This is a genomic window from Pseudomonas indica NBRC 103045 (assembly GCF_002091635.1).
Lineage (GTDB): Bacteria > Pseudomonadota > Gammaproteobacteria > Pseudomonadales > Pseudomonadaceae > Pseudomonas_M > Pseudomonas_M indica.
The window spans coordinates 245,488-263,904 of sequence record NZ_BDAC01000005.1; the positions used below are offsets into that span (position 1 = coordinate 245,488).

The window sequence follows — 18,417 nt, forward strand, 5'->3', positions numbered from 1 at the left end:
GCCAATGCACGTGATACTGGTCACACCGAAAAACACGTGTATATTTATACACCCCTGTTGTGGTTACCCTGGCAATATCGCTTTGAAAGCGCGGTTCGGCTTGGCGGGCACAGGCGTAGCATTGGACACTGATCGAGCCCCCGGCATTTCGAGTGAAAGGGAATGAATCGCAACGACCTGCGCCGCGTCGACCTCAACCTGCTGATCGTGTTCGAAACGCTCATGCACGAGCGCAGCGTGACACGCGCGGCGGAAAAACTCTTCCTCGGCCAACCGGCGATCAGCGCCGCCTCGCCCGCCTGCGCTCGCTGTTCGACGACCCGCTGTTCGTCCGCACCGGGCGCAGCATGGAGCCCACCGCCCGGGCCCAGGAAATCTTCAACCACCTGTCGCCGGCGCTGGATTCGATCTCCACCGCCATCAGCCGTTCGCAGAGCTTCGACCCGGCCACCGCCGAGGCGGTGTTCCGCATCGGCCTGTCCGACGAAGTGGAGTTCGCCCTGCTGCCACCGATGCTGCGGCGCATCCGTACCGAGGCGCCGGGGGTGGTGCTGGTGGTGCGCCGTGCCAACTATCTATTGATGCCCAGCCTGCTGGCCTCCGGCGAGATTTCCGTGGGCGTGAGCTATACCGACGAGCTGCCGGCCAACTCCAAGCGCAAGACGTTGCGACGCAGCCGCCCCAAACTGTTACGTGCCGACTCGGCGCCGGGGCCGATGAGCCTGGACGACTTCTGCACCCGGCCGCATGCCATGGTGTCGTTCGCCGGAGACCTCGACGGCTTCATCGACGAGGAACTGGCCGTGCTCAATCGCACCCGCAAGGTGGTGCTGGCGGTGCCGCAGTTCAACGGCCTGGGCAGCCTGCTGGCCGGCACCGACCTGGTCGCCACGGTGCCGGACTATGCCGCCGACGTGCTGGCGGCCGGCGGCGGTCTGCGCGTGGAAGAGCTGCCCTTCGAAACCGAGCGTTCCTTCGAGTTGTCCATGGCCTGGCGCGGTGCGCTGGACAACGACCCCGCCGAGCGCTGGCTGCGTTCGCGCATCCAGATGTTCGTCGGCGATCCGGACAGCCTGCAATGATTCCGGGCGGCACCGTCATGGTTCACGGCACCTGTCCATTCGCGCCGACCGCCGTCTTTCCGTCCATCGATGGCGCCACCTTGGTGCAGTGCAAACATCATTGTTCGTGATAATCAAAATCTTAGCGTTCGATTAGCGCTCGGCAGGGGCCGCCAGCAGACTTCACGGGTCTATTAATCCGACTAGCGGAGTCAGCAATGGAACAGTCACTCAAGGCCTTGCGTTTGCCCCTGGCCGCTCTTGCCGTCGTCGTACTCAGTGCCTGCGGCCGCGCGCCGGAAGCCACTACCGCGGCTCCGGTGCCCAGCGTCAGCGTAGCCAAGGTGATCCAGCAGCCCATTAACGAATGGGACGAGCTCACCGGCCGCCTGGAAGCACCGGAATCGGTGGAAATCCGCCCGCGCGTTTCCGGCTACATCGACCGCGTCGCCTTCACCGAAGGCTCGCTGGTGAAGAAAGGCGACCTGCTGTTCCAGATCGACCCGCGTCCGTTCGAGGCCGAGGTGAAGCGTCTGGAAGCGCAACTGCAACAGGCCCGCGCCAACCAGACCCGTACCGCCAGCGAGGCCCAGCGTGGCGAGCGCCTGCGTTCGAGCAACGCGATCTCCGCCGAACTGGCCGATGCCCGCGCCAGCGCCGCCCAGGAAGCCAAGGCCGCGGTCGCCGCGATCCAGGCGCAACTGGAGGCCGCCCGCCTCAACCTCAGCTTCACCCAGGTCACTGCCCCCATCGACGGTCGCGTCGGCCGCGCCGAGGTGACCGCCGGCAACCTCGTCAATACCGGCGAATCGCTGCTCACCACCCTGGTTTCCACCGACAAGGTCTACGCCTACTTCGAGGCCGACGAGCGCGTCTTCCTCAAGTACAACGAGCTGGCCCGCCAGGGCGCGCGCGGCGAGGAAAGCCCGGTCTACCTCGGCCTGAGCAACGAGGACGGCCATCCGCACCTGGGCCACATGGACTTCATGGACAACCAGGTCGACCCGCGTACCGGCACCATCCGCGGTCGTGCCGTGTTCGACAACCGCGACGGCCGCTTCACCCCCGGCCTTTATGCCCGTCTCAAGCTGGTCGGCAGCGGCACCTACGACGCCGTGCTGATCAAGGACGTCGCGGTGGGCACCGACCTGGGCAAGAAGTTCGTCCTGGTGCTCGACGCGGAAGGCAAGGTGAATTACCGCGCCATCGACCTGGGACCGAAGCTGCAGGGCCTGCGCATCGTTCGCAACGGTCTTGGCGAAGGCGACCGCATCGTGGTCAACGGCCTGCAGCGGGTACGCCCGGGCATGGCGGTGCAGGCCCAGGACGTGCCGATGGCCGACGAGCAGACCCTCGCCGCCCTGCGCGAACAGCGCCGTGCCGTGGAAGCGGCCCAGGCGCCACGGGTCGCCGACCGGCGCGCACCGGCCAAACCGAGAAGCTGATAACCGAGCGGCCGGGCCAACCCGCCGCCATGACAGAACACCGAAGCGGACTGCTGCCTGCGCGCGGCATTTTCCAGGAGCGCTTCCATGAAATTCTCGCAATTTTTCATCCAGCGGCCGATCTTCGCCGCCGTGCTCTCACTGATCATCCTGATCGGCGGAGCCATCTCGCTGTTCCAGTTGCCGATCAGCGAATACCCGGACGTGGTGCCGCCCACCGTGGTGGTGCGCGCCAACTTCCCCGGCGCCAACCCCAAGGTGATCGGCGAAACCGTCGCCTCGCCGCTGGAGCAGGCGATCACCGGCGTCGAGGGCATGCTGTACATGTCGTCCCAGGCCACCGCCGACGGCAAGATGACCCTGACCATCACCTTCGCCCTCGGTACCGACCTGGATAACGCCCAGGTCCAGGTGCAGAACCGGGTGACCCGGACCATGCCGACCCTGCCCACCGAAGTGCAGCGTCTCGGCGTGACCGTGGACAAGGCCTCCCCCGACCTGACCATGGTGGTGCACCTGACCTCGCCGGACGACCGCTACGACATGCTCTACCTGTCCAACTACGCCGCGCTCAACGTCAAGGACGAGCTGGCGCGGCTGGACGGCGTGGGCGACGTGCAGCTCTTCGGCCTCGGCAACTACTCGCTGCGCGTCTGGCTGGACCCGAACAAGGTGGCCTCGCGCAACCTCACCGCCACCGACGTGGTCAACGCCATCCGCGAGCAGAACCGCCAGGTGGCGGCCGGCTCCCTGGGCGCTCCGCCGGCGCCGGGCGAAACCAGCTTCCAGTTGTCCATCAACACCCAGGGCCGCCTGGTCACCGAGGAAGAATTCGAGAACATCATCATCCGCGCCGGCGACGACGGCGAGATCACCCGGCTGAAGGACATCGCCCGCATCGAGCTGGGCTCCAGCCAGTACGCCCTGCGCTCGCTGCTGGACAACAAGCCGGCGGTGGCCATCCCGATCTTCCAGCGGCCCGGCTCCAACGCCATCGCCATCTCCGACCTGGTGCGCGAGCGCATGGCCGAGTTGAAGAAGAACTTCCCGGAAGGCGTGGACTATTCCATCGTCTATGACCCGACCATCTTCGTCCGTGGCTCCATCGAGGCCGTGGTGCATACCCTGCTGGAGGCCATCGTTCTGGTGGTCCTGGTGGTGGTGCTGTTCCTGCAGACCTGGCGCGCCTCGATCATCCCGCTGGCGGCCGTCCCGGTATCGCTGATCGGTACCTTCGCGGTGATGCACCTGTTCGGCTTCTCGCTCAACGCGCTGTCGCTGTTCGGCCTGGTGCTGGCCATCGGTATCGTGGTGGACGACGCCATCGTGGTGGTGGAGAACGTCGAGCGCAACATCGGCCTCGGCAAGACCCCGGTGGAGGCCACCAAGCAGGCCATGAAAGAAGTGACCGGGCCGATCATCGCCACCGCCCTGGTGCTCTGCGCCGTGTTCGTGCCAACCGCGTTCATTTCCGGCCTCACCGGCCAGTTCTACCAGCAGTTCGCACTGACCATCGCGATCTCCACGGTGATCTCGGCGTTCAACTCGCTGACCCTGTCGCCAGCCCTGGCCGCCACCCTGCTCAAGGGGCATCACGAGCCGAAGGACGCTTTCTCGCGCTTCCTCGACAAGCTGCTCGGCGGCTGGCTGTTCAAACCGTTCAACCGCCTGTTCGACCGCGCCAGCCATGGTTATGTCGGCACCGTACGGCGCGTGCTGCGCGGCAGCTCCATCGCACTGATCGTCTACGGCGGGTTGATGGGCCTCACCTACCTGGGCTTCTCCAGCACCCCGACCGGCTTCGTGCCGGGGCAGGACAAGCAGTACCTGGTGGCCTTCGCCCAATTGCCCGACGCCTCCACCCTCGATCGCAGCGAAGACGTGATTCGCCAGATGTCGGCCATCGCCAGCAAGCATCCGGGCGTGGAAAGCACCGTGGCCTTCCCCGGCCTGTCGATCAACGGCTTCACCAACAGCCCGAACAGCGGCATCGTCTTCGTCACGCTGAAGCCGTTCGACCAGCGCAAGGACCCGTCGCTCTCGGCCAATGCCATCGCCGGCGCGCTGCAAGGGCAGTTCGGCGCGATCCAGGAAGCCTTCATCGCCATCTTCCCGCCGCCGCCGGTCATGGGGCTCGGCACCATCGGCGGTTTCCGCGTGCAGATCCAGGATCGCGGCAGCCTCGGCTATGAAGAGCTCTACGCGCAGATGCAGAACGTCATCGCCAAGAGCCAGAGCGTGCCGGAGCTGGCCGGGCTGTTCTCCAGCTACCAGGTGAACGTGCCGCAGATCGACGCCGCCATCGACCGCGAGAAGGCCAAGACCCATGGCGTGGCGATCAGCGACATCTTCGACACTCTGCAGATCTACCTGGGCTCGCTGTACGCCAACGACTTCAACCGCTTTGGCCGTACCTACCAGGTGAACGTCCAGGCCGAGCAGCAGTTCCGCCTGGAGCCCGAGCAGATTGGCCAGCTCAAGGTGCGCAACAACCGGGGCGAGATGGTTCCGCTGTCCACCTTCGTCAAGGTCAGCGACGCCTCCGGGCCGGATCGGGTGATGCACTACAACGGCTTCCTCACCGCCGAAATCAACGGCGCAGCCGCACCGGGCTACAGCTCCGGCCAGGCCGAGGCCGCCATGGAGAAACTGCTGCGCGAGGAATTGCCCAACGGCATGACCTACGAATGGACCGACCTGACCTACCAGCAGATTCTCGCCGGCAACACCGCGATCTTCGTCTTCCCGCTCTGCGTGCTGCTGGCCTTCCTGGTACTGGCCGCCCAGTACGAAAGCTGGAGCCTGCCGCTGGCGGTGATCCTGATCGTGCCGATGACATTGCTGTCCGCCATCACCGGAGTGATCCTCTCCGGCGGCGACAACAACATCTTTACCCAGATCGGCCTGATCGTACTGGTGGGCCTGGCATGCAAGAACGCGATCCTCATCGTCGAGTTCGCCAAGGACAAGCAAGAGGAAGGCATGGATCGTCTCAGTGCGGTGCTGGAAGCCTGCCGCCTGCGTCTGCGGCCGATCCTGATGACCAGCTTCGCCTTCATCATGGGGGTGGTGCCGCTGGTGCTCTCCTCCGGCGCCGGTGCCGAAATGCGCCACGCCATGGGTGTGGCGGTGTTCTCCGGCATGCTCGGGGTGACCTTCTTTGGCCTGTTGCTGACCCCGGTGTTCTACCTGTTGATCCGTGCGTTCGTGGAGAAACGCGAAGCGAAGAAAGCCCAACTGAAGGAGGCCCACGCATGACGCGGCCGTTCGCAACCCCGACGACCTCGCGGCCCACGGCGCTACGCGCGCCGCTGGCCCTGGCGCTGAGCCTGGTCCTTTCCGCCTGTGCCGTGGGCCCCGATTACCAGGCGCCGCAAACCGAGCCGGCGCGCCTCGCCCAGGCACAGGACGCGGGCTATGACCGTGCGCGCTTCGAATCGGCCTGGTGGCACCAGTTCGACGATCCGACCCTGGATCGCCTGGTCGACAAGGCCCTGGCGGAAAACCGCCAACTGCGTGTCGCCTATGCCCGTCTGCAGGCGGCCCGGGCGATCCGCGACGACGTCGGCAACGACCAGTTGCCCACCGTCACCAGCCGCGCCAGCGCCGAGATCGGAAAGGGCCAGCAGCCGGGGCAGACCGAGAATCGGGTGAATGCCGAGCGTTACGACCTCGGCCTGGACATGGCTTGGGAGCTGGACCTGTTCGGCCGCATCCAGCGCCAGATCGAGGCCAGCGATGCCGAGATCGGCGTCGCCGAGGCCGAGCTGCAGCAGTTGCAGGTCAGCCTGATCGCCGAGCTGGTGGATGCCTATGGCAACCTGCGCGGCGCCCAGCTGCGCGAACGTATCGCCCGGGAGAACCTGAAGAACCAGCAGGAGTCCCGCGCCCTGACCGAGCAACTGCGCGAAGCCGGTATCGGCAGCGAGCTGGACGTACTGCGCGCCGATGCCCGCTTGGCGTCCACCGAAGCCACGCTGCCGCGTCTGCAAGCCGAACAGGTGCGGGCGCGCAACCGCATCGCCACCCTGCTCGGCCAACGCCCGGATCAGTTGGCCGAAGACCTCGCGCCCCGCGAGCTGCCGGCCATTGCCAAGGCCCTGCCGGTGGGCGACCCGGCTGAACTGCTGCGCCGCCGGCCGGACATCCGCGCGGCCGAACGCCAGTTGGCCGCCGCCACGGCGAATGTCGGCGTCGCCACGGCCGACCTGTTCCCACGGGTCAGCCTGTCCGGCTTCCTCGGTTTCACCGCCGGGCGCGGCTCGCAGATCGGCTCGTCGGCGGCACGGGCCTGGGGTGTGGCGCCAACCATCAGTTGGGCCGCCTTCGACCTCGGCAGCGTCCGCGCCCGCCTGCGCGGTGCGAAAGCCGACGCCGACGGTGCCCTCGCCCAGTACGAGCAGCAGGTGCTGCTGGCATTGGAAGAGTCGGAAAACGCCTTCAGCGACTACGGCAAGACCCAGCAGCGGCTGCTGTCGCTGCTGCGCCAGTCCGAAGCCAGTCGCGCGGCGGCCGAGCAGGCGGCGATCCGCTACCGCGAAGGCACGGTGGATTTCCTCGTGCTGCTCGATGCCGAACGCGAGCGCCTGGCGGCGGAAGACGCCCAGGCCCAGGCGGAAGTCGAGCTGTACCAGGGCATCGTGGCCATCTACAAGGCGCTCGGGGGTGGCTGGCAACCCCAGGCTTGATCGCTTTTCCTCCCTGATCGGCGCTCCTGACCGATCGCCTCGCCCGCGACACCCACGCTCCTGGTCGCGGGCTTTTTTATTGGGCTCTGTCGCTCTGCACCCGTAGGGGCGATCCCATTGCCCGGCGATACTGAACTGGGCGAATAAATTCGCCCCTACGAGGAAGCCTGGCGTTGCCGCTGTAGGAACAAGCTCCTGCTCGCAAAATCGGCAGCGCAGAGCTTCTGCCAGCAGAGCTGGCTCCTATAGAAGCGGGTCAGACATGCACTCACTTGTAGGGACGAATTCATTCGCCCGACGAGGGTGGGTTTAGGCGAATACATTCGCCCCAACGAGGAAGCTGGCGTTGCCGTTGTAGGAGCGAGCTCTGCTCGCGAAATCGGCAGTGCAGAAGCTTCGCCAGCAGAGCTGGCCCAACACCGAATCGGCAAAAATCCGCTCACCACGACCACATAAATGGCGAACTTCCGCCACATCCTGCGCTCGACACGTCAATTCGTTGGCTAAAATCAGGCATGGCCAAATGCCAACTATTTGGCACAAGCATTGCGATGCAGTCGCGCCAAAGTTTGGGATGGACCTTCGATGGGGAACGACGCTTCGCGTCGATCAGGTCATCCGAACCACAGCCGACACACACCGGGCAGCCCCTCGCCGCCCGACATCGATCAATAAAAAAGAAAAAGGACAACCATGCTCAAGTCACTCTTCGCCTCGGCCGCCTGCGCCCTGCTACTGGTTTCGACCAGTGCGCACGGCGCCCAACCCGGCTCGCCGATTGTCATCAAGTTTTCCCATGTAGTCGCCGACGACACACCCAAGGGCCACGGCGCCCTGCTCTTCAAGCAACTGGTGGAAGAGCGCCTGGAGGGCCAGGTCCAGGTGGAGGTCTACCCCAACTCCACTCTGTACGGCGACGCCAACGAGCTGGAGGCCCTGGCCAACAACCAGGTCCAACTGCTGGCGCCGTCGCTGGCCAAGTTCGAGCAGTACACCAAGCAGTTGCAGGTCTTCGATCTGCCGTTCCTGTTCGACGACCTGGAAGCGGTCAACCGTTTCCAGAAGCGCTCCAAGGGCCGCCAGTTATTGCGCTCGATGGAGAAGCACGACATCGTCGGCCTCGCCTATTGGCACAACGGGATGAAGCAGTTGTCCGCCACCCGCCCGCTGCGTGTTCCAGCGGATGCCGCCGGGTTGAACTTCCGCATCCAGCCCTCCGGCGTCCTCGAGGCGCAGTTCGCACAGATCGGCGCGAAGACCCAGAAGCTGCCCTTCGCGGAAGTCTTCAATGCGCTGAAGAGCGGTACGGTGCAAGGTGCGGAGAACCCCTGGTCGAACATCTACAGCAAGCAGTTGCACCAGGTGCAGCCCTACATCACCGAAACCAACCACGGTGTGCTCGACTACATGTTGGTGAGCAATGCCAAGTTCTGGTACGGCATCCCGCATCGCACCCGCGTCGAATTGGAAGCGATCATCGATGAAGTGACCTATGCGGTGAACCGCGAGGCCGAGGCGCTCAACAATGCCGACCGCGCCCGCATCCAGGCGTCCGGCAGCACCCAGTTGATCACCCTCAACCCGGCAGAACGCGAAGCCTGGCGCGCCGCCATGCGCCCGGTATGGCAGCAGTTCGAGGATCAGATCGGCAAGGACGTGATCAAGGCCGCCGAAGCGGTCAACCGCAAGCAGCGCCAGTAATGCCCCTGCGGGCCGCCCGAACGGCGGCCCGCACTCAGCCCATCCCCATCGCCCAGCGCACCCCGTAGGCCAGCAGCGACACCGCCGCCACGCCGCCGCACCAGAGCCCGACGAACCAGGCCAGTTGCCGCCAGCGCGTGCCCATCAGTGATAGCCCTCGCCGACGTGGATCTTGCCGCGGAACACCCAGTAGCTGTAGACCGTGTAGCTCAGGATGATCGGCAGCAGGATAACCACGCCCACCAGGGTGAAGAGCTGGCTTTTCTCCGGCGCCGAAGCCTCCCAGATAGAAACCGACGGCGGCACGATGTTCGGCCACAGGCTGATGGCCAGCCCCAGATAAGACAGCACGATCAGCACCAGGGTCAGCACGAACGGCTGGACCTCCCGGTGCCGCACCACCGCCCGCACCAGCGCCAGCATGGTCACCCCGACCAGGATCGGCACCGGCATGAAATAGAACAGGTTCGGCAGGCTGAACCAGCGTTCGGCGATGGCCGGGTGGGTCCAGGGTGTCCACAGGCTGACGATGGCGATGGCCGCCAGCAGCAGGCAGGCCAGCGGCAGCATCAGCTTGAACATGCGCTGCTGCAGGTCGCCGGCGGTCTTCATGATCAGCCAGCCGCAACCGAGCATGGCGTAGCCGACGATCAGCGCCAGGCCGGTGAACAGCGGGAACGGCGACAGCCAGTCGAACGGCCCGCCGGCGAAGCGTCGTCCCTCCACCGGTATCCCGTCGATGAAGGCGCCGAGTACCACACCCTGGGCGAAGGTGGCGAGCACCGAGCCGCCAATGAAGGCGGCGTCCCACAGGTGTCGGGTGCGCTTGGCCTTGAAGCGGAACTCGAAGGCCACGCCCCGGAAAATCAGCGCCACCAGCATCAGGATCAACGGCATGTAGAGAGCCGTCAGCACCACCGAATAAGCCAGCGGGAAAGCCGCGAAGAGACCGGCGCCGCCGAGCACCAGCCAGGTTTCGTTGCCGTCCCAGATCGGCGCCACGGTGTTCATCATCACGTCGCGGTTGTCCTTTTCCGGGATAAACGGAAAGAGGATGCCGATGCCCAGGTCGAAGCCGTCCATCACCACGTACATGAAAATGCCGAAGCCGATGATGGCGGTCCAGATCAGCGGAAGGTCAATGTCCATCGCGGTCGCTCCTCACATCCTGACGCTCGTCGTCCTCGATATCCGGCTCGGCGCCCGACAGCGGACGCATCGGGTGGCGGGTATGGCCGGGGCCGGAATCCTCCGGCGTGGGAATTTCGCCGATCTCCTGCGGGCCCTTGCGCATCAGGCGCAGCAGGTAGGTGATGCCGACGCCGAACACCATGATGTAGGCCACCACGAAGATGCCGAGCGATACGCTCATCTGCCCCACCCCGTGGTCCGACACCGCATCGGAGGTGCGCAGCAGACCATAGACCACCCAGGGCTGGCGGCCGACCTCGGTGGTAATCCAGCCAGCCAGCAACGCCAGCAGCCCCGACGGGCCGAGCAGCAGGACGAAGCGGTGGAAAACCGGTGAGTCGTACAGGCGGCCGCGCCAGCGCAGGTAGCCGCCGATCAGCCCGGCGAGGATCATCAGCAAGCCGAGCCCAACCATGACCCGGAAGCTCCAGAACACGATCAACGAGTTGGGCCGGTCCTCCTTGGCCCACTCCTTCAATCCGCGAATCTCGCCCTCCCAGTCGTGGGCCAGGATCAGGCTGCCGAGCCGGGGGACGCCCACCGCATAGCGGGTGGTCTCCGCCTCCATGTCCGGCAGGCCGAACAGCAGCAGCGGCACGCCGCGCCCGGTTTCCCAGTGGCCCTCGATGGCGGCGATCTTCGCCGGCTGGTGTTCCAGTGTGTTGAGCCCGTGCAGGTCGCCGACCACCGCCTGCACCGGCGCCACCAGTAGCGCCATCCACATGGCCATGGAGAACATCATGCGGATGCCCGGTTCCTCGCTGCGCCCCTTGAGCAGGTGCCAGGCGGCAGTGGCGCCGACGATGAAGGCGGTGCTGATGAAGGCGGCGATCGCCATGTGGGCGAGACGGAACGGGAACGAGGGATTGAAGACGATCTGCAGCCAGTCCACTGGCCGGAACACCCCGTCCACCAGTTCGTGGCCCTGGGGCGTGTGCATCCAGCTATTCGACGAAAGGATCCAGAAGGTCGAGATCAGCGTGCCGATGGCCACCATCAGCGTGGCGAAGAAGTGCAGCCCCCGGCCCACCCTGTTCCAGCCGAACAGCATGATCCCGAGGAAGCCCGCCTCGAGAAAGAACGCAGTGAGCACCTCGTAGGTCAGCAGCGGCCCCATGATCGCCCCGGCACTCTCCGACAGACCAGCCCAGTTGGTGCCGAACTGATAGCTCATGACCACCCCGGACACCACGCCCATGGCGAAGGTGACGGCGAAGATCTGCAGCCAGAAGCGGTAGAGCTGGCGATAGACCTCCTTGTGGGTGCGCAGCCAGAGCCCTTCCAGCACCGCCAGGTAGCTGGCCAGGCCGATGCTGAACGCCGGGAAAATAATGTGGAACGAGATGGTGAAGGCGAACTGGATTCGCGCGAGTTCGAAAGCGTCCAGACCGAACATGAATCATCCCCCAGGTGGCGAAACGCCGGGCGCTGGCGACGGGCCAGGCGCTCCAGGTGGCAGGGCGCGATCAGCCGGCATCCGATCCGCTGCGGCGAACAGCCGCCGATCCTGGCCAACCCATACCCTGGGTTATGACGGGCAAGCCTGGGCAAAGTTTCTCCCTTACGTGTCTGCGCAACGCCATCCGGCGACACGCCCTGAACTACCGCAAGCGGGTGCGATCCACTCTTTCAAGGGCCGCTTCCGTGGCCCAGCGTTGCCGTGATTCAAAAAAGACCGTGAAAGGAGACGACATGAAAGACGCAATCGAACTGCTCATCAGCGATCACGAGAAGGTCCGCGGCCTCCTGGAAGAACTCAGCCAGACCACCGACCGCGCCGAGAAGAAGCGCCAGGATCTGCTGCAGAAAATCGAAATGGAACTGCACGTCCACACCACCATCGAGGAAGAAATCTTCTACCCCGCCTTCCGCGACGCCGGCACCAAGGAGGACAAGAAGATGTTCTTCGAAGCCGTCGAGGAACACCGCGCCGTCGAGGCCCTGGTCGTGCCGGACCTGAAGAAGACGTCGCCGAGCGAAACCGCCTTCGCCGGTCGGGTCAAGGTCCTCAAGGAGCTGGTCGAGCACCACGTGCAGGAAGAGGAGCAATCGATGTTCCCCCGCGCCCGCGAACTGTTCGGCAAACAGCAGTTGCAGGAGCTGGGCGAGCGGATGGAGAACCGCAAGAAGGAACTGATGCGCGAGCAGCGCAAGGCTGCCTGATCCGCCCGATGCCGGGCGCTGCGGGCCGGACCCGATGTTCGGCCCGCAGCCTGGTCCGCGTCGTCGGCACGACGACCCGACAACCACCGATACCACTCATCCGCCTGGCACGAACTATCGCTGGTACGGTCGTTCGACTGATCGAGTGGCCGCTTTCCCTGCGAGCCCTCGACCGAAGCCCGCTCGCCGGTGCTCCGGTGGTTCCGTGATCACGCATGAGGAGTTGCCGTCATGTCCGTCGTCGATAGAAACGAAGTCGAGCCCCTGATCCCCAGCAGCCATGGCGGAGGCATCGCCGTCGCCACCGCCCGCCTGCCGCGCCACATGGTCCGGCCCGCGTTGCAGGTGATCGCGGGAGCGCTTCGTCCACGGCTCTCCCAACCCTGAACGCAACGGCCCCATCCGCAACCCTTGGGAGCAATCATGAAGAAACTATCGAGTCTGCTAGATGCAAAGGGGTACCCGCTCGAGAAACAGAAGTTCACCTGGAAGGACCTGACCGGCAAGCCCATCAGCAAGCTGGATGACGATGCCTTCACCCGGGTGCGGGTCATCCTGATGAACGGCATCGAGAACGATGCCTTGCGCCTGAAGCACATCGGCGCGCGCATGAACCGCGAGCTGCGCCTGCCGCTGGCGGAAGTGCGGCGGGTCGAGCACTTCCAGGCCACCATGGTCAATTGGCTGCTGTCCGCCGACCATTCGCCGATCGAAACCACCATCGCCTACGAGCAGGTGGCCATCGAAGTGACCGCCGCGGTCGCCCAGACCGAGCCCGATCCCTACCAGGCCCAGACCTACCGCTACGGCCTGCTGGAGGATTTCGACCACCTCTACCGCTATTCCGCCCTGCTCGACCGGGTAGAGGGCAAGGACGCCAACAACATCCTCCAGGGCTATACCGACATCGTCCCCGGCCGCCGCACCGCCCTGGAATTCCGCGCTCCCGAGGACGACCTGCGGGAGAACTACGACAAAGAGAACGCCGCACTGATCACCAAGATCCACGCGGCGATGATCACCGCGGCGGAATACCAGACCCACGACTACTACATGAACATCGGTCCGACCTTCGCCGACCCGATTGCGCGCCAGCTCTACGCCGAGATCGCCTCGGTGGAAGAGCAGCACGTGACCCAGTACGGCTCGCTGCAGGACCCGGACGAGAGCTTCCTGGAGAAATGGCTGATCCACGAGGCCATGGAGGTCTACAACTACCACGGCTGCGCCGAGCAGGAGCCGAACCCGCGGGTCAAGGCGATCTGGGAGCGCTTCCTGGACTACGAGCTGGGCCACCTGAACTTGGTCTGCGAGCTGTTCAAGAAATACGAACGGCGCGACCCGGAAGAAGTGCTCGGCGGCGAGTTGCCGGCGATGGTGGAGTTCAAGAGCCAGCGCGATTTCGTGCGCAAGGTGCTTGCCGAAGAAGTCGACCTGCGCAGCAAGGGCACCGAATACGTCCCGCTGAAGCAGGAAAGCAAGGCGAGCATCGCCTACCGCGAACAGCTCAATTCCGAAGGGGTCGCCGCCGACATCGTCTCGGCCGGCTACACCTGGGCACCCGGCACCGAACTGGCACGCAAGCGCGCTTGAGGAGGACAGCATGCAGAACAAAGTGAAGACCGGCCTGAACATGACCGGGGCGCAGATGTCGCCCGACGACAGCGAACGCATGCTCGACGCCGCCTTGTCGATCAAGCCCGACGTCAAGGGCACCACCAAGGGCATCGCCGAACAGCGCCGCCTGCGCGTGGTGGAATCCGACCAGGTGGGCTCGGTGCCGATTCCCGGCACGGCCAAGGGCATGATGAAGACCGCCATCAACAAGCTGATGGGCAAGCAGCCCGAAGTGCTCATCGACAAGCTCGGCGAACGCCTGGCCTTCGAGCGCTCGGGCACCCGCCTGTACGAAGCCCTGATCGCCAAGGCGGAAGCCCTGGACGGCACGCCGGAGGCGATGCTGCGCGACCTGCGTCATTTCCAGAAGGAAGAGGCCGACCACATGCAGCTGGTGGTGGAAGCCATCGAACGCCTCGGTGCCGATCCGACCGCGCAGACGCCCTGCGCCGACGTCACCGGCGTCGCCTCGATGGGCATCATGCAGGTCATCACCGACCCGCGTACCACCCTGTCGCAATCGCTCAACGCCATCCTCATGGCCGAGCTGACCGATAACGCGGGCTGGGAGTTGCTCATCGAACTGGCGCGCCAGGCCGGCCAGACGGAAATCGCCGAAGCCTTCGGCAAGGCGCTGAAACAGGAGCAGCACCATCTGGTCACCGTGCGTGCCTGGCTGGAGAAGGACCTGACCAGCCAATTGAGCTGAGGCCGCCGGCCTTGTGTTCCTTGGGCGAATGAATTCGCCCCTACAGAGGCAACCCAGCCGGGCCATAGGGATGTAGCCCGGCTAATCTGGATCGCGCTGCGCTTATCCGGGCTACGTCTGCCCGCAGGAGACACCGGGCTCCGCTCTTGTAGGAGCCAGCTCGGCTGGCGATTCGTGTGTTCGGCGATGCACCGAATCGCGAGCAGCGCTCGCTCCTACAGGGCAGGTGCAGGCCGATAAATTCACCCCCACGCCGAACTCCTGTAGGGGCGAATTCATTCGCCCGACAGAGCCAAGCCGGCCAACGAACCCACCCATCCGGAACCAAACCCGCTCTCGCCTATCCTCTATAGCGACGTTCCAGGAAGCGAAGCGATGACGAATCTCCTTGACTGGCACACCTACATTTCCGTCGCCGGGCTCAACACACTGCTGGCGGCGACCGTCACCCTGCTCGTCCTGAGCATCGCCGGACGCCTGTTGACGGCGGCCCTGCGGCGTATCGGCAAGAACTTCCTGTTCACCCGCGAACTGACCGCGCACATCGGCAAGCCGGTGCGCGTGCTGCTGCCCCTGCTCGGTTTGCAAGCGGTATGGAGTTCCGCCCCGGATGACCTGCTACTGATCGCACCGGCCCGGCACATCACCTCCCTGGCCACCATCGCCGCCTTCACCTGGCTCGGCCTCCGTGCGGTGAAGGCCATCGAGCAGGTGATCGTGGTAAGCAACCCGGTGGACATCAGCGACAACCTGCGCGCCCGCCGCATCCAGACCCAGACCCGCGTACTGACCCGCAGCCTGAGCTTCTTCGTCCTGCTGTTCGGCGCCTCGACGATGCTGATGACCTTCCCCGCCGCACGCCAGTTCGGCACCAGCCTGCTCGCCTCCGCCGGTCTGGCCGGGCTCGCTGCGGGCTTCGCGGCCAAGCCGGTGCTCGGCAATCTGATCGCCGGTCTGCAGATCGCCATTACCCAGCCGATCCGCCTGGACGACGTGGTGATCATCGAGAACGAGTGGGGCCGCATCGAGGAAATCACCGGCAGCTACGTGGTGGTGCGCATTTGGGACGACCGCCGGCTGGTGGTGCCCTTGCAGTACATCATCGAGCGGCCGTTCCAGAACTGGACACGGGTGTCGTCCGGCCTGACCGGCGCGGTGTTCATCTGGGTGGATTACTCGCTGCCGCTGGAGCCGCTGCGCGAGGAGCTGAAGCGGCTCTGCGCCGGGGTGCCGGAACTCTGGGACGGCCGCGTCTGCGTGCTCCAGGTGACCGACGCCAGCGAGCGCGCCATGCAACTGCGCGTGCTGGTCAGCTCGCCCGACTCGTCACGCAACTGGGACCTGCGCTGCCACCTGCGCGAAAGCCTGATCGGCTTCGTCAGCCGGGAGTACCCGCATTGCCTGCCGCAACTGCGCGCCGACCTCAACGAAGGCTACAACCGCAAGGCCGAACCGGCCGCCCCGCGCGACGTGCAGAGCGAGGCGGAGCGACAACCGCCGGTGTGAGGCTCAGGCGGTATCGACCGCCGCATCGGCCTGCTCCAGCAACTGCCGATGACAATGCGGCAGTCGCCCCAGGCCGTAGCGGGCCGCGGCGATGCGAATGCCGCTACGGTCGCCATCGAAGCGGGCCGTCTCGCTGATCACCACCTGGCGGTCGCCCAGGCTCAACGCCCAGGCGAAGCACTGCACGCCTGCCGCCTCCTCGGTGTCGTCGTCGGCCACCCCGTTGTTGGCGATGGCGATGGTCCCGCCGCTGACCCGCAGCGCCCCCAGGGCCATTTCCCGGGCCACTTCCTCGCTGGTCAGGCCGAAGCGCTCGATGGTCTCGGGGCGCACGCCCAGGCAGCGCTGCTTCGCCTGCGGGGCGTACACCACGTAGCCGCTTTCCAGCACCGATCCGCAACCCGGTACGTCGGCCAGGAGGGAGGCCATCAAGCCCGCCGTGCAGGACTCGGCGGTGGTCAGGATCAGCTTCTGTTGCTTGAGGAATTCGACGACCTGTTCCGGGCTGTGCATGGTGTTTCCGCTCCATTGGCTTGTCCTTTCATCGGAGCGGTGCCGCTGCGGCAAGTTCCAAGCCGAACGGCAGGCCTCGGCGGCAAACTTTTTCGGCGGTGCCGGGTCAGGATTTAAAGAGTCAATCGCGGCCCCACCTCCCCCGGGGCCTGCCCTCTCGATTGTCGACACGATTCTGCGACGGTGCCATGCCGCTGCGAAGGAATGCTTGTAACCAAGGCCCGCGCGATTTAGGGCGGGTCACGACTGTAGGACTGGAGGTAATTCGATGAGCCAAGCCGCTGCGAAGGTCTATGGGGAAAGGAACAGGGTTGAAGGGACCGTTTCAACGGCGGCGAACACACCGATTCTGCAAATACACCGGTCGACGACGCCCAGGCGCAAGGTGCTCTTCGTCACCTCGGAACTGGCCGACCTGATCAAGACCGGCGGCCTGGGCGACGTTTCCGCCGCCCTGCCCCGCGCCCTGCGCGACCACCAGCACGACGTGCGCGTGCTGCTGCCGGGCTATCCGCAGGTGGTCGATGCCGGCTACCCCATCCAGGTGGTCGGCCAGATCGCCGGCCATGCCGCGCTGCCGGCCTGCCGCCTCGGCCGGCTGGAGCTGGAAGACGGCCTGATCGTCTATGTGCTGCTCTGCCCCGAACTCTACGAACGCCCCGGCAACCCCTACGTCGATTCGCAGGGGCGCGACTGGGCAGACAACCACATCCGCTTCGCCCGCCTCAGCCTGGCCGGCGCCGACCTCGCGGCCGGGCTGGCGGGCATCGGCTGGTGCCCGGACCTGGTCCACGCCCACGACTGGCCCGCCGCCCTGACCCCGGCCTACATGCGCTGGCGCGGGCAAACCACGCCGAGCGTGTTCACCATCCACAACCTCGCCTACCAGGGCCTGCTCGGCACCGATTGCCGGCCGGAACTGGCGATCCCCGAGGAAGCCTGCCGCCCCGAGGGCATGGAATTCCACGGCCAGCTTTCGCTGCTCAAGGCCGGTATCGCCTACGCCAGCCATGTGACCACGGTGAGCGCCACCTACGCCCGCGAGATCACCACCGCCGAGTTCGGCTGCGGCATGCAGGGCTTCCTCGCCAGCAAGGCGCGCCAGGGCCTGCTCAGCGGCATCCCCAACGGCATCGACGAGAGCTGGGATCCGCGCACCGACCCGCATCTGGTCAGCCCCTTCGACAGCAGCGACTGGAGTGGCAAGGCGCGTAACGCCGAGCACGTGCGCCGCCTGTTCGGCCTGGAGCCGTCGTCCGGCCCGCTGTTCGCCGTGGTCTCGCGTCTGGTGCACCAGAAGGGCCTCGACCTGACCCAGGCGGTGGCCGCGGACATCGTCGCGGCGGGCGGCCAGATCGCCATGCTCGGCTGCGGCGAACCGCAGGTGGAAGAGGAATTGCGCCAGCTCGCCCGGCGTCATCCGGGGCGGATCGCCGTACACGTCGGCTTCAACGAGACCGATGCACGACGCCTCTACGCCGGCAGCGACTTCCTGCTCATGCCCTCGCGCTACGAGCCCTGCGGCCTGAGCCAGATGTACGCGCAGCGCTTCGGCTCGCTGCCCATCGCCCACCGTACCGGCGGCCTGGCGGACACCATCGAGGACGGCGTCAGCGGCTTCCTCTTCGCCCAGGCCAGCGTCGACAGCTATCGCGCCGCCGTCGAGCGCGCCCTGCGTGTCTACGCCATGCCGGCGCTGTTCGGCGCCATGCGCTGCCGGGCGATGTCCGCGCCGTTCTTCTGGCGGCAATCGGTGGCGCCCTACCTGCGTCTCTACCAGCGACTGGCGCCGGAACGCGCGGACGTCGCCCTGGCGGTCTGAA

13 protein-coding genes and 1 pseudogene are annotated in these 18,417 nt (G+C 65.7%); 11 read left to right on the top strand and 3 right to left on the bottom strand.

The window, feature by feature from the left end:
* Nucleotides 1-162: 162 nt before the first annotated feature.
* The 5 genes and pseudogenes from PIN01S_RS08785 (at nt 163) to PIN01S_RS08805 (ending at nt 8,895) form a co-directional block, all read left to right on the top strand.
* Nucleotides 163-1,082 (top strand): annotated as a pseudogene (locus PIN01S_RS08785) (LysR family transcriptional regulator).
* A 197-nt stretch (nt 1,083-1,279) separates the two neighbouring features.
* Nucleotides 1,280-2,506, top strand: coding sequence for a multidrug efflux RND transporter periplasmic adaptor subunit MexE (mexE, locus tag PIN01S_RS08790; RefSeq protein ID WP_084335283.1), 1,227 nt, complete (start codon nt 1,280-1,282; stop codon nt 2,504-2,506).
* Nucleotides 2,507-2,593: 87 nt separating this feature from the next.
* Nucleotides 2,594-5,764 (top strand): efflux RND transporter permease subunit, encoded by a 3,171-nt coding sequence (locus tag PIN01S_RS08795; protein ID WP_084335284.1) that lies wholly within the window; start codon nt 2,594-2,596, stop codon nt 5,762-5,764.
* A complete protein-coding gene (locus tag PIN01S_RS08800) occupies nt 5,761-7,194 on the top strand; it encodes an efflux transporter outer membrane subunit (RefSeq protein WP_084335285.1) in 1,434 nt (477 codons plus the stop codon). The genes PIN01S_RS08795 and PIN01S_RS08800 overlap by 4 nt, the downstream gene beginning before the upstream one ends.
* Nucleotides 7,195-7,887: 693 nt before the next feature.
* Nucleotides 7,888-8,895 (top strand): TRAP transporter substrate-binding protein, encoded by a 1,008-nt coding sequence (locus tag PIN01S_RS08805; RefSeq protein WP_084335286.1) that lies wholly within the window; start codon nt 7,888-7,890, stop codon nt 8,893-8,895.
* A 144-nt stretch (nt 8,896-9,039) separates the two neighbouring features.
* On the opposite strand, the gene cydB is transcribed toward PIN01S_RS08805, so the two are convergent.
* Both cydB and PIN01S_RS08815 read right to left on the bottom strand, forming a co-directional pair.
* The gene (gene cydB, locus PIN01S_RS08810) at nt 9,040-10,044 is read right to left on the bottom strand and encodes a cytochrome d ubiquinol oxidase subunit II (protein WP_084335287.1); all 1,005 of its coding nucleotides are present in this window, start codon (nt 10,042-10,044) and stop codon (nt 9,040-9,042) included.
* Nucleotides 10,034-11,482, bottom strand: a complete 1,449-nt coding sequence (locus PIN01S_RS08815) for a cytochrome ubiquinol oxidase subunit I (protein ID WP_084335288.1) — start codon at nt 11,480-11,482, stop codon at nt 10,034-10,036. Before PIN01S_RS08815 ends, cydB begins: the two co-directional genes overlap by 11 nt.
* A 296-nt stretch (nt 11,483-11,778) precedes the next feature.
* On the opposite strand from PIN01S_RS08815, the gene PIN01S_RS08820 reads away from it, so the two are divergent.
* The 5 genes from PIN01S_RS08820 to PIN01S_RS08835 all read left to right on the top strand — a co-directional run bounded on the left by PIN01S_RS08820 (nt 11,779) and on the right by PIN01S_RS08835 (nt 16,081).
* Entirely contained in the window at nt 11,779-12,249 is a 471-nt protein-coding gene (locus PIN01S_RS08820) for a PA2171 family ribosome-binding persister protein (RefSeq protein ID WP_084335289.1), read from the top strand.
* 231 nt (nt 12,250-12,480) lie between these two features.
* Nucleotides 12,481-12,636, top strand: coding sequence for a hypothetical protein (locus tag PIN01S_RS26735; protein WP_169715808.1), 156 nt, complete (start codon nt 12,481-12,483; stop codon nt 12,634-12,636).
* A gap of 36 nt (nt 12,637-12,672) precedes the next feature.
* Nucleotides 12,673-13,842 carry a hypothetical protein gene (locus PIN01S_RS08825; RefSeq protein ID WP_084335290.1) on the top strand — a complete coding sequence of 390 codons (1,170 nt, stop codon included), beginning with the start codon at nt 12,673-12,675 and terminating at the stop codon, nt 13,840-13,842.
* A gap of 10 nt (nt 13,843-13,852) precedes the next feature.
* Nucleotides 13,853-14,575 carry a ferritin-like domain-containing protein gene (locus PIN01S_RS08830; RefSeq protein ID WP_084335291.1) on the top strand — a complete coding sequence of 241 codons (723 nt, stop codon included), beginning with the start codon at nt 13,853-13,855 and terminating at the stop codon, nt 14,573-14,575.
* A gap of 375 nt (nt 14,576-14,950) precedes the next feature.
* The gene (locus PIN01S_RS08835) at nt 14,951-16,081 is read left to right on the top strand and encodes a mechanosensitive ion channel family protein (protein ID WP_084335292.1); all 1,131 of its coding nucleotides are present in this window, start codon (nt 14,951-14,953) and stop codon (nt 16,079-16,081) included.
* Between the two features lie 3 nt (nt 16,082-16,084).
* Here PIN01S_RS08835 and PIN01S_RS08840 read toward each other — a convergent pair whose 3' ends face one another.
* Nucleotides 16,085-16,594, bottom strand: a complete 510-nt coding sequence (locus PIN01S_RS08840; protein ID WP_084335293.1) for a CinA family protein — start codon at nt 16,592-16,594, stop codon at nt 16,085-16,087.
* Nucleotides 16,595-16,862: 268 nt separating this feature from the next.
* On the opposite strand from PIN01S_RS08840, the gene glgA reads away from it, so the two are divergent.
* Complete coding sequence (gene glgA, locus PIN01S_RS08845; protein WP_084335294.1) at nt 16,863-18,416, top strand: glycogen synthase GlgA; 1,554 nt, start codon at nt 16,863-16,865, stop codon at nt 18,414-18,416.
* The last annotated feature ends 1 nt before the right edge of the window (nt 18,417 follow it).

Bases quoted from the DNA above. Each gene is read 5' to 3' on its own strand.
- mexE (WP_084335283.1), top strand. From the start codon at position 1,280: ATGGAACAGTCACTCAAGGCCTTGCGTTTGCCCCTGGCCGCTCTTGCC.
- PIN01S_RS08795 (WP_084335284.1), top strand. From the start codon at position 2,594: ATGAAATTCTCGCAATTTTTCATCCAGCGGCCGATCTTCGCCGCCGTG.
- PIN01S_RS08800 (WP_084335285.1), top strand. From the start codon at position 5,761: ATGACGCGGCCGTTCGCAACCCCGACGACCTCGCGGCCCACGGCGCTA.
- PIN01S_RS08805 (WP_084335286.1), top strand. From the start codon at position 7,888: ATGCTCAAGTCACTCTTCGCCTCGGCCGCCTGCGCCCTGCTACTGGTT.
- cydB (WP_084335287.1), bottom strand. From the start codon at position 10,044: ATGGACATTGACCTTCCGCTGATCTGGACCGCCATCATCGGCTTCGGC.
- PIN01S_RS08815 (WP_084335288.1), bottom strand. From the start codon at position 11,482: ATGTTCGGTCTGGACGCTTTCGAACTCGCGCGAATCCAGTTCGCCTTC.
- PIN01S_RS08820 (WP_084335289.1), top strand. From the start codon at position 11,779: ATGAAAGACGCAATCGAACTGCTCATCAGCGATCACGAGAAGGTCCGC.
- PIN01S_RS26735 (WP_169715808.1), top strand. From the start codon at position 12,481: ATGTCCGTCGTCGATAGAAACGAAGTCGAGCCCCTGATCCCCAGCAGC.
- PIN01S_RS08825 (WP_084335290.1), top strand. From the start codon at position 12,673: ATGAAGAAACTATCGAGTCTGCTAGATGCAAAGGGGTACCCGCTCGAG.
- PIN01S_RS08830 (WP_084335291.1), top strand. From the start codon at position 13,853: ATGCAGAACAAAGTGAAGACCGGCCTGAACATGACCGGGGCGCAGATG.
- PIN01S_RS08835 (WP_084335292.1), top strand. From the start codon at position 14,951: ATGACGAATCTCCTTGACTGGCACACCTACATTTCCGTCGCCGGGCTC.
- PIN01S_RS08840 (WP_084335293.1), bottom strand. From the start codon at position 16,594: ATGCACAGCCCGGAACAGGTCGTCGAATTCCTCAAGCAACAGAAGCTG.
- glgA (WP_084335294.1), top strand. From the start codon at position 16,863: ATGAGCCAAGCCGCTGCGAAGGTCTATGGGGAAAGGAACAGGGTTGAA.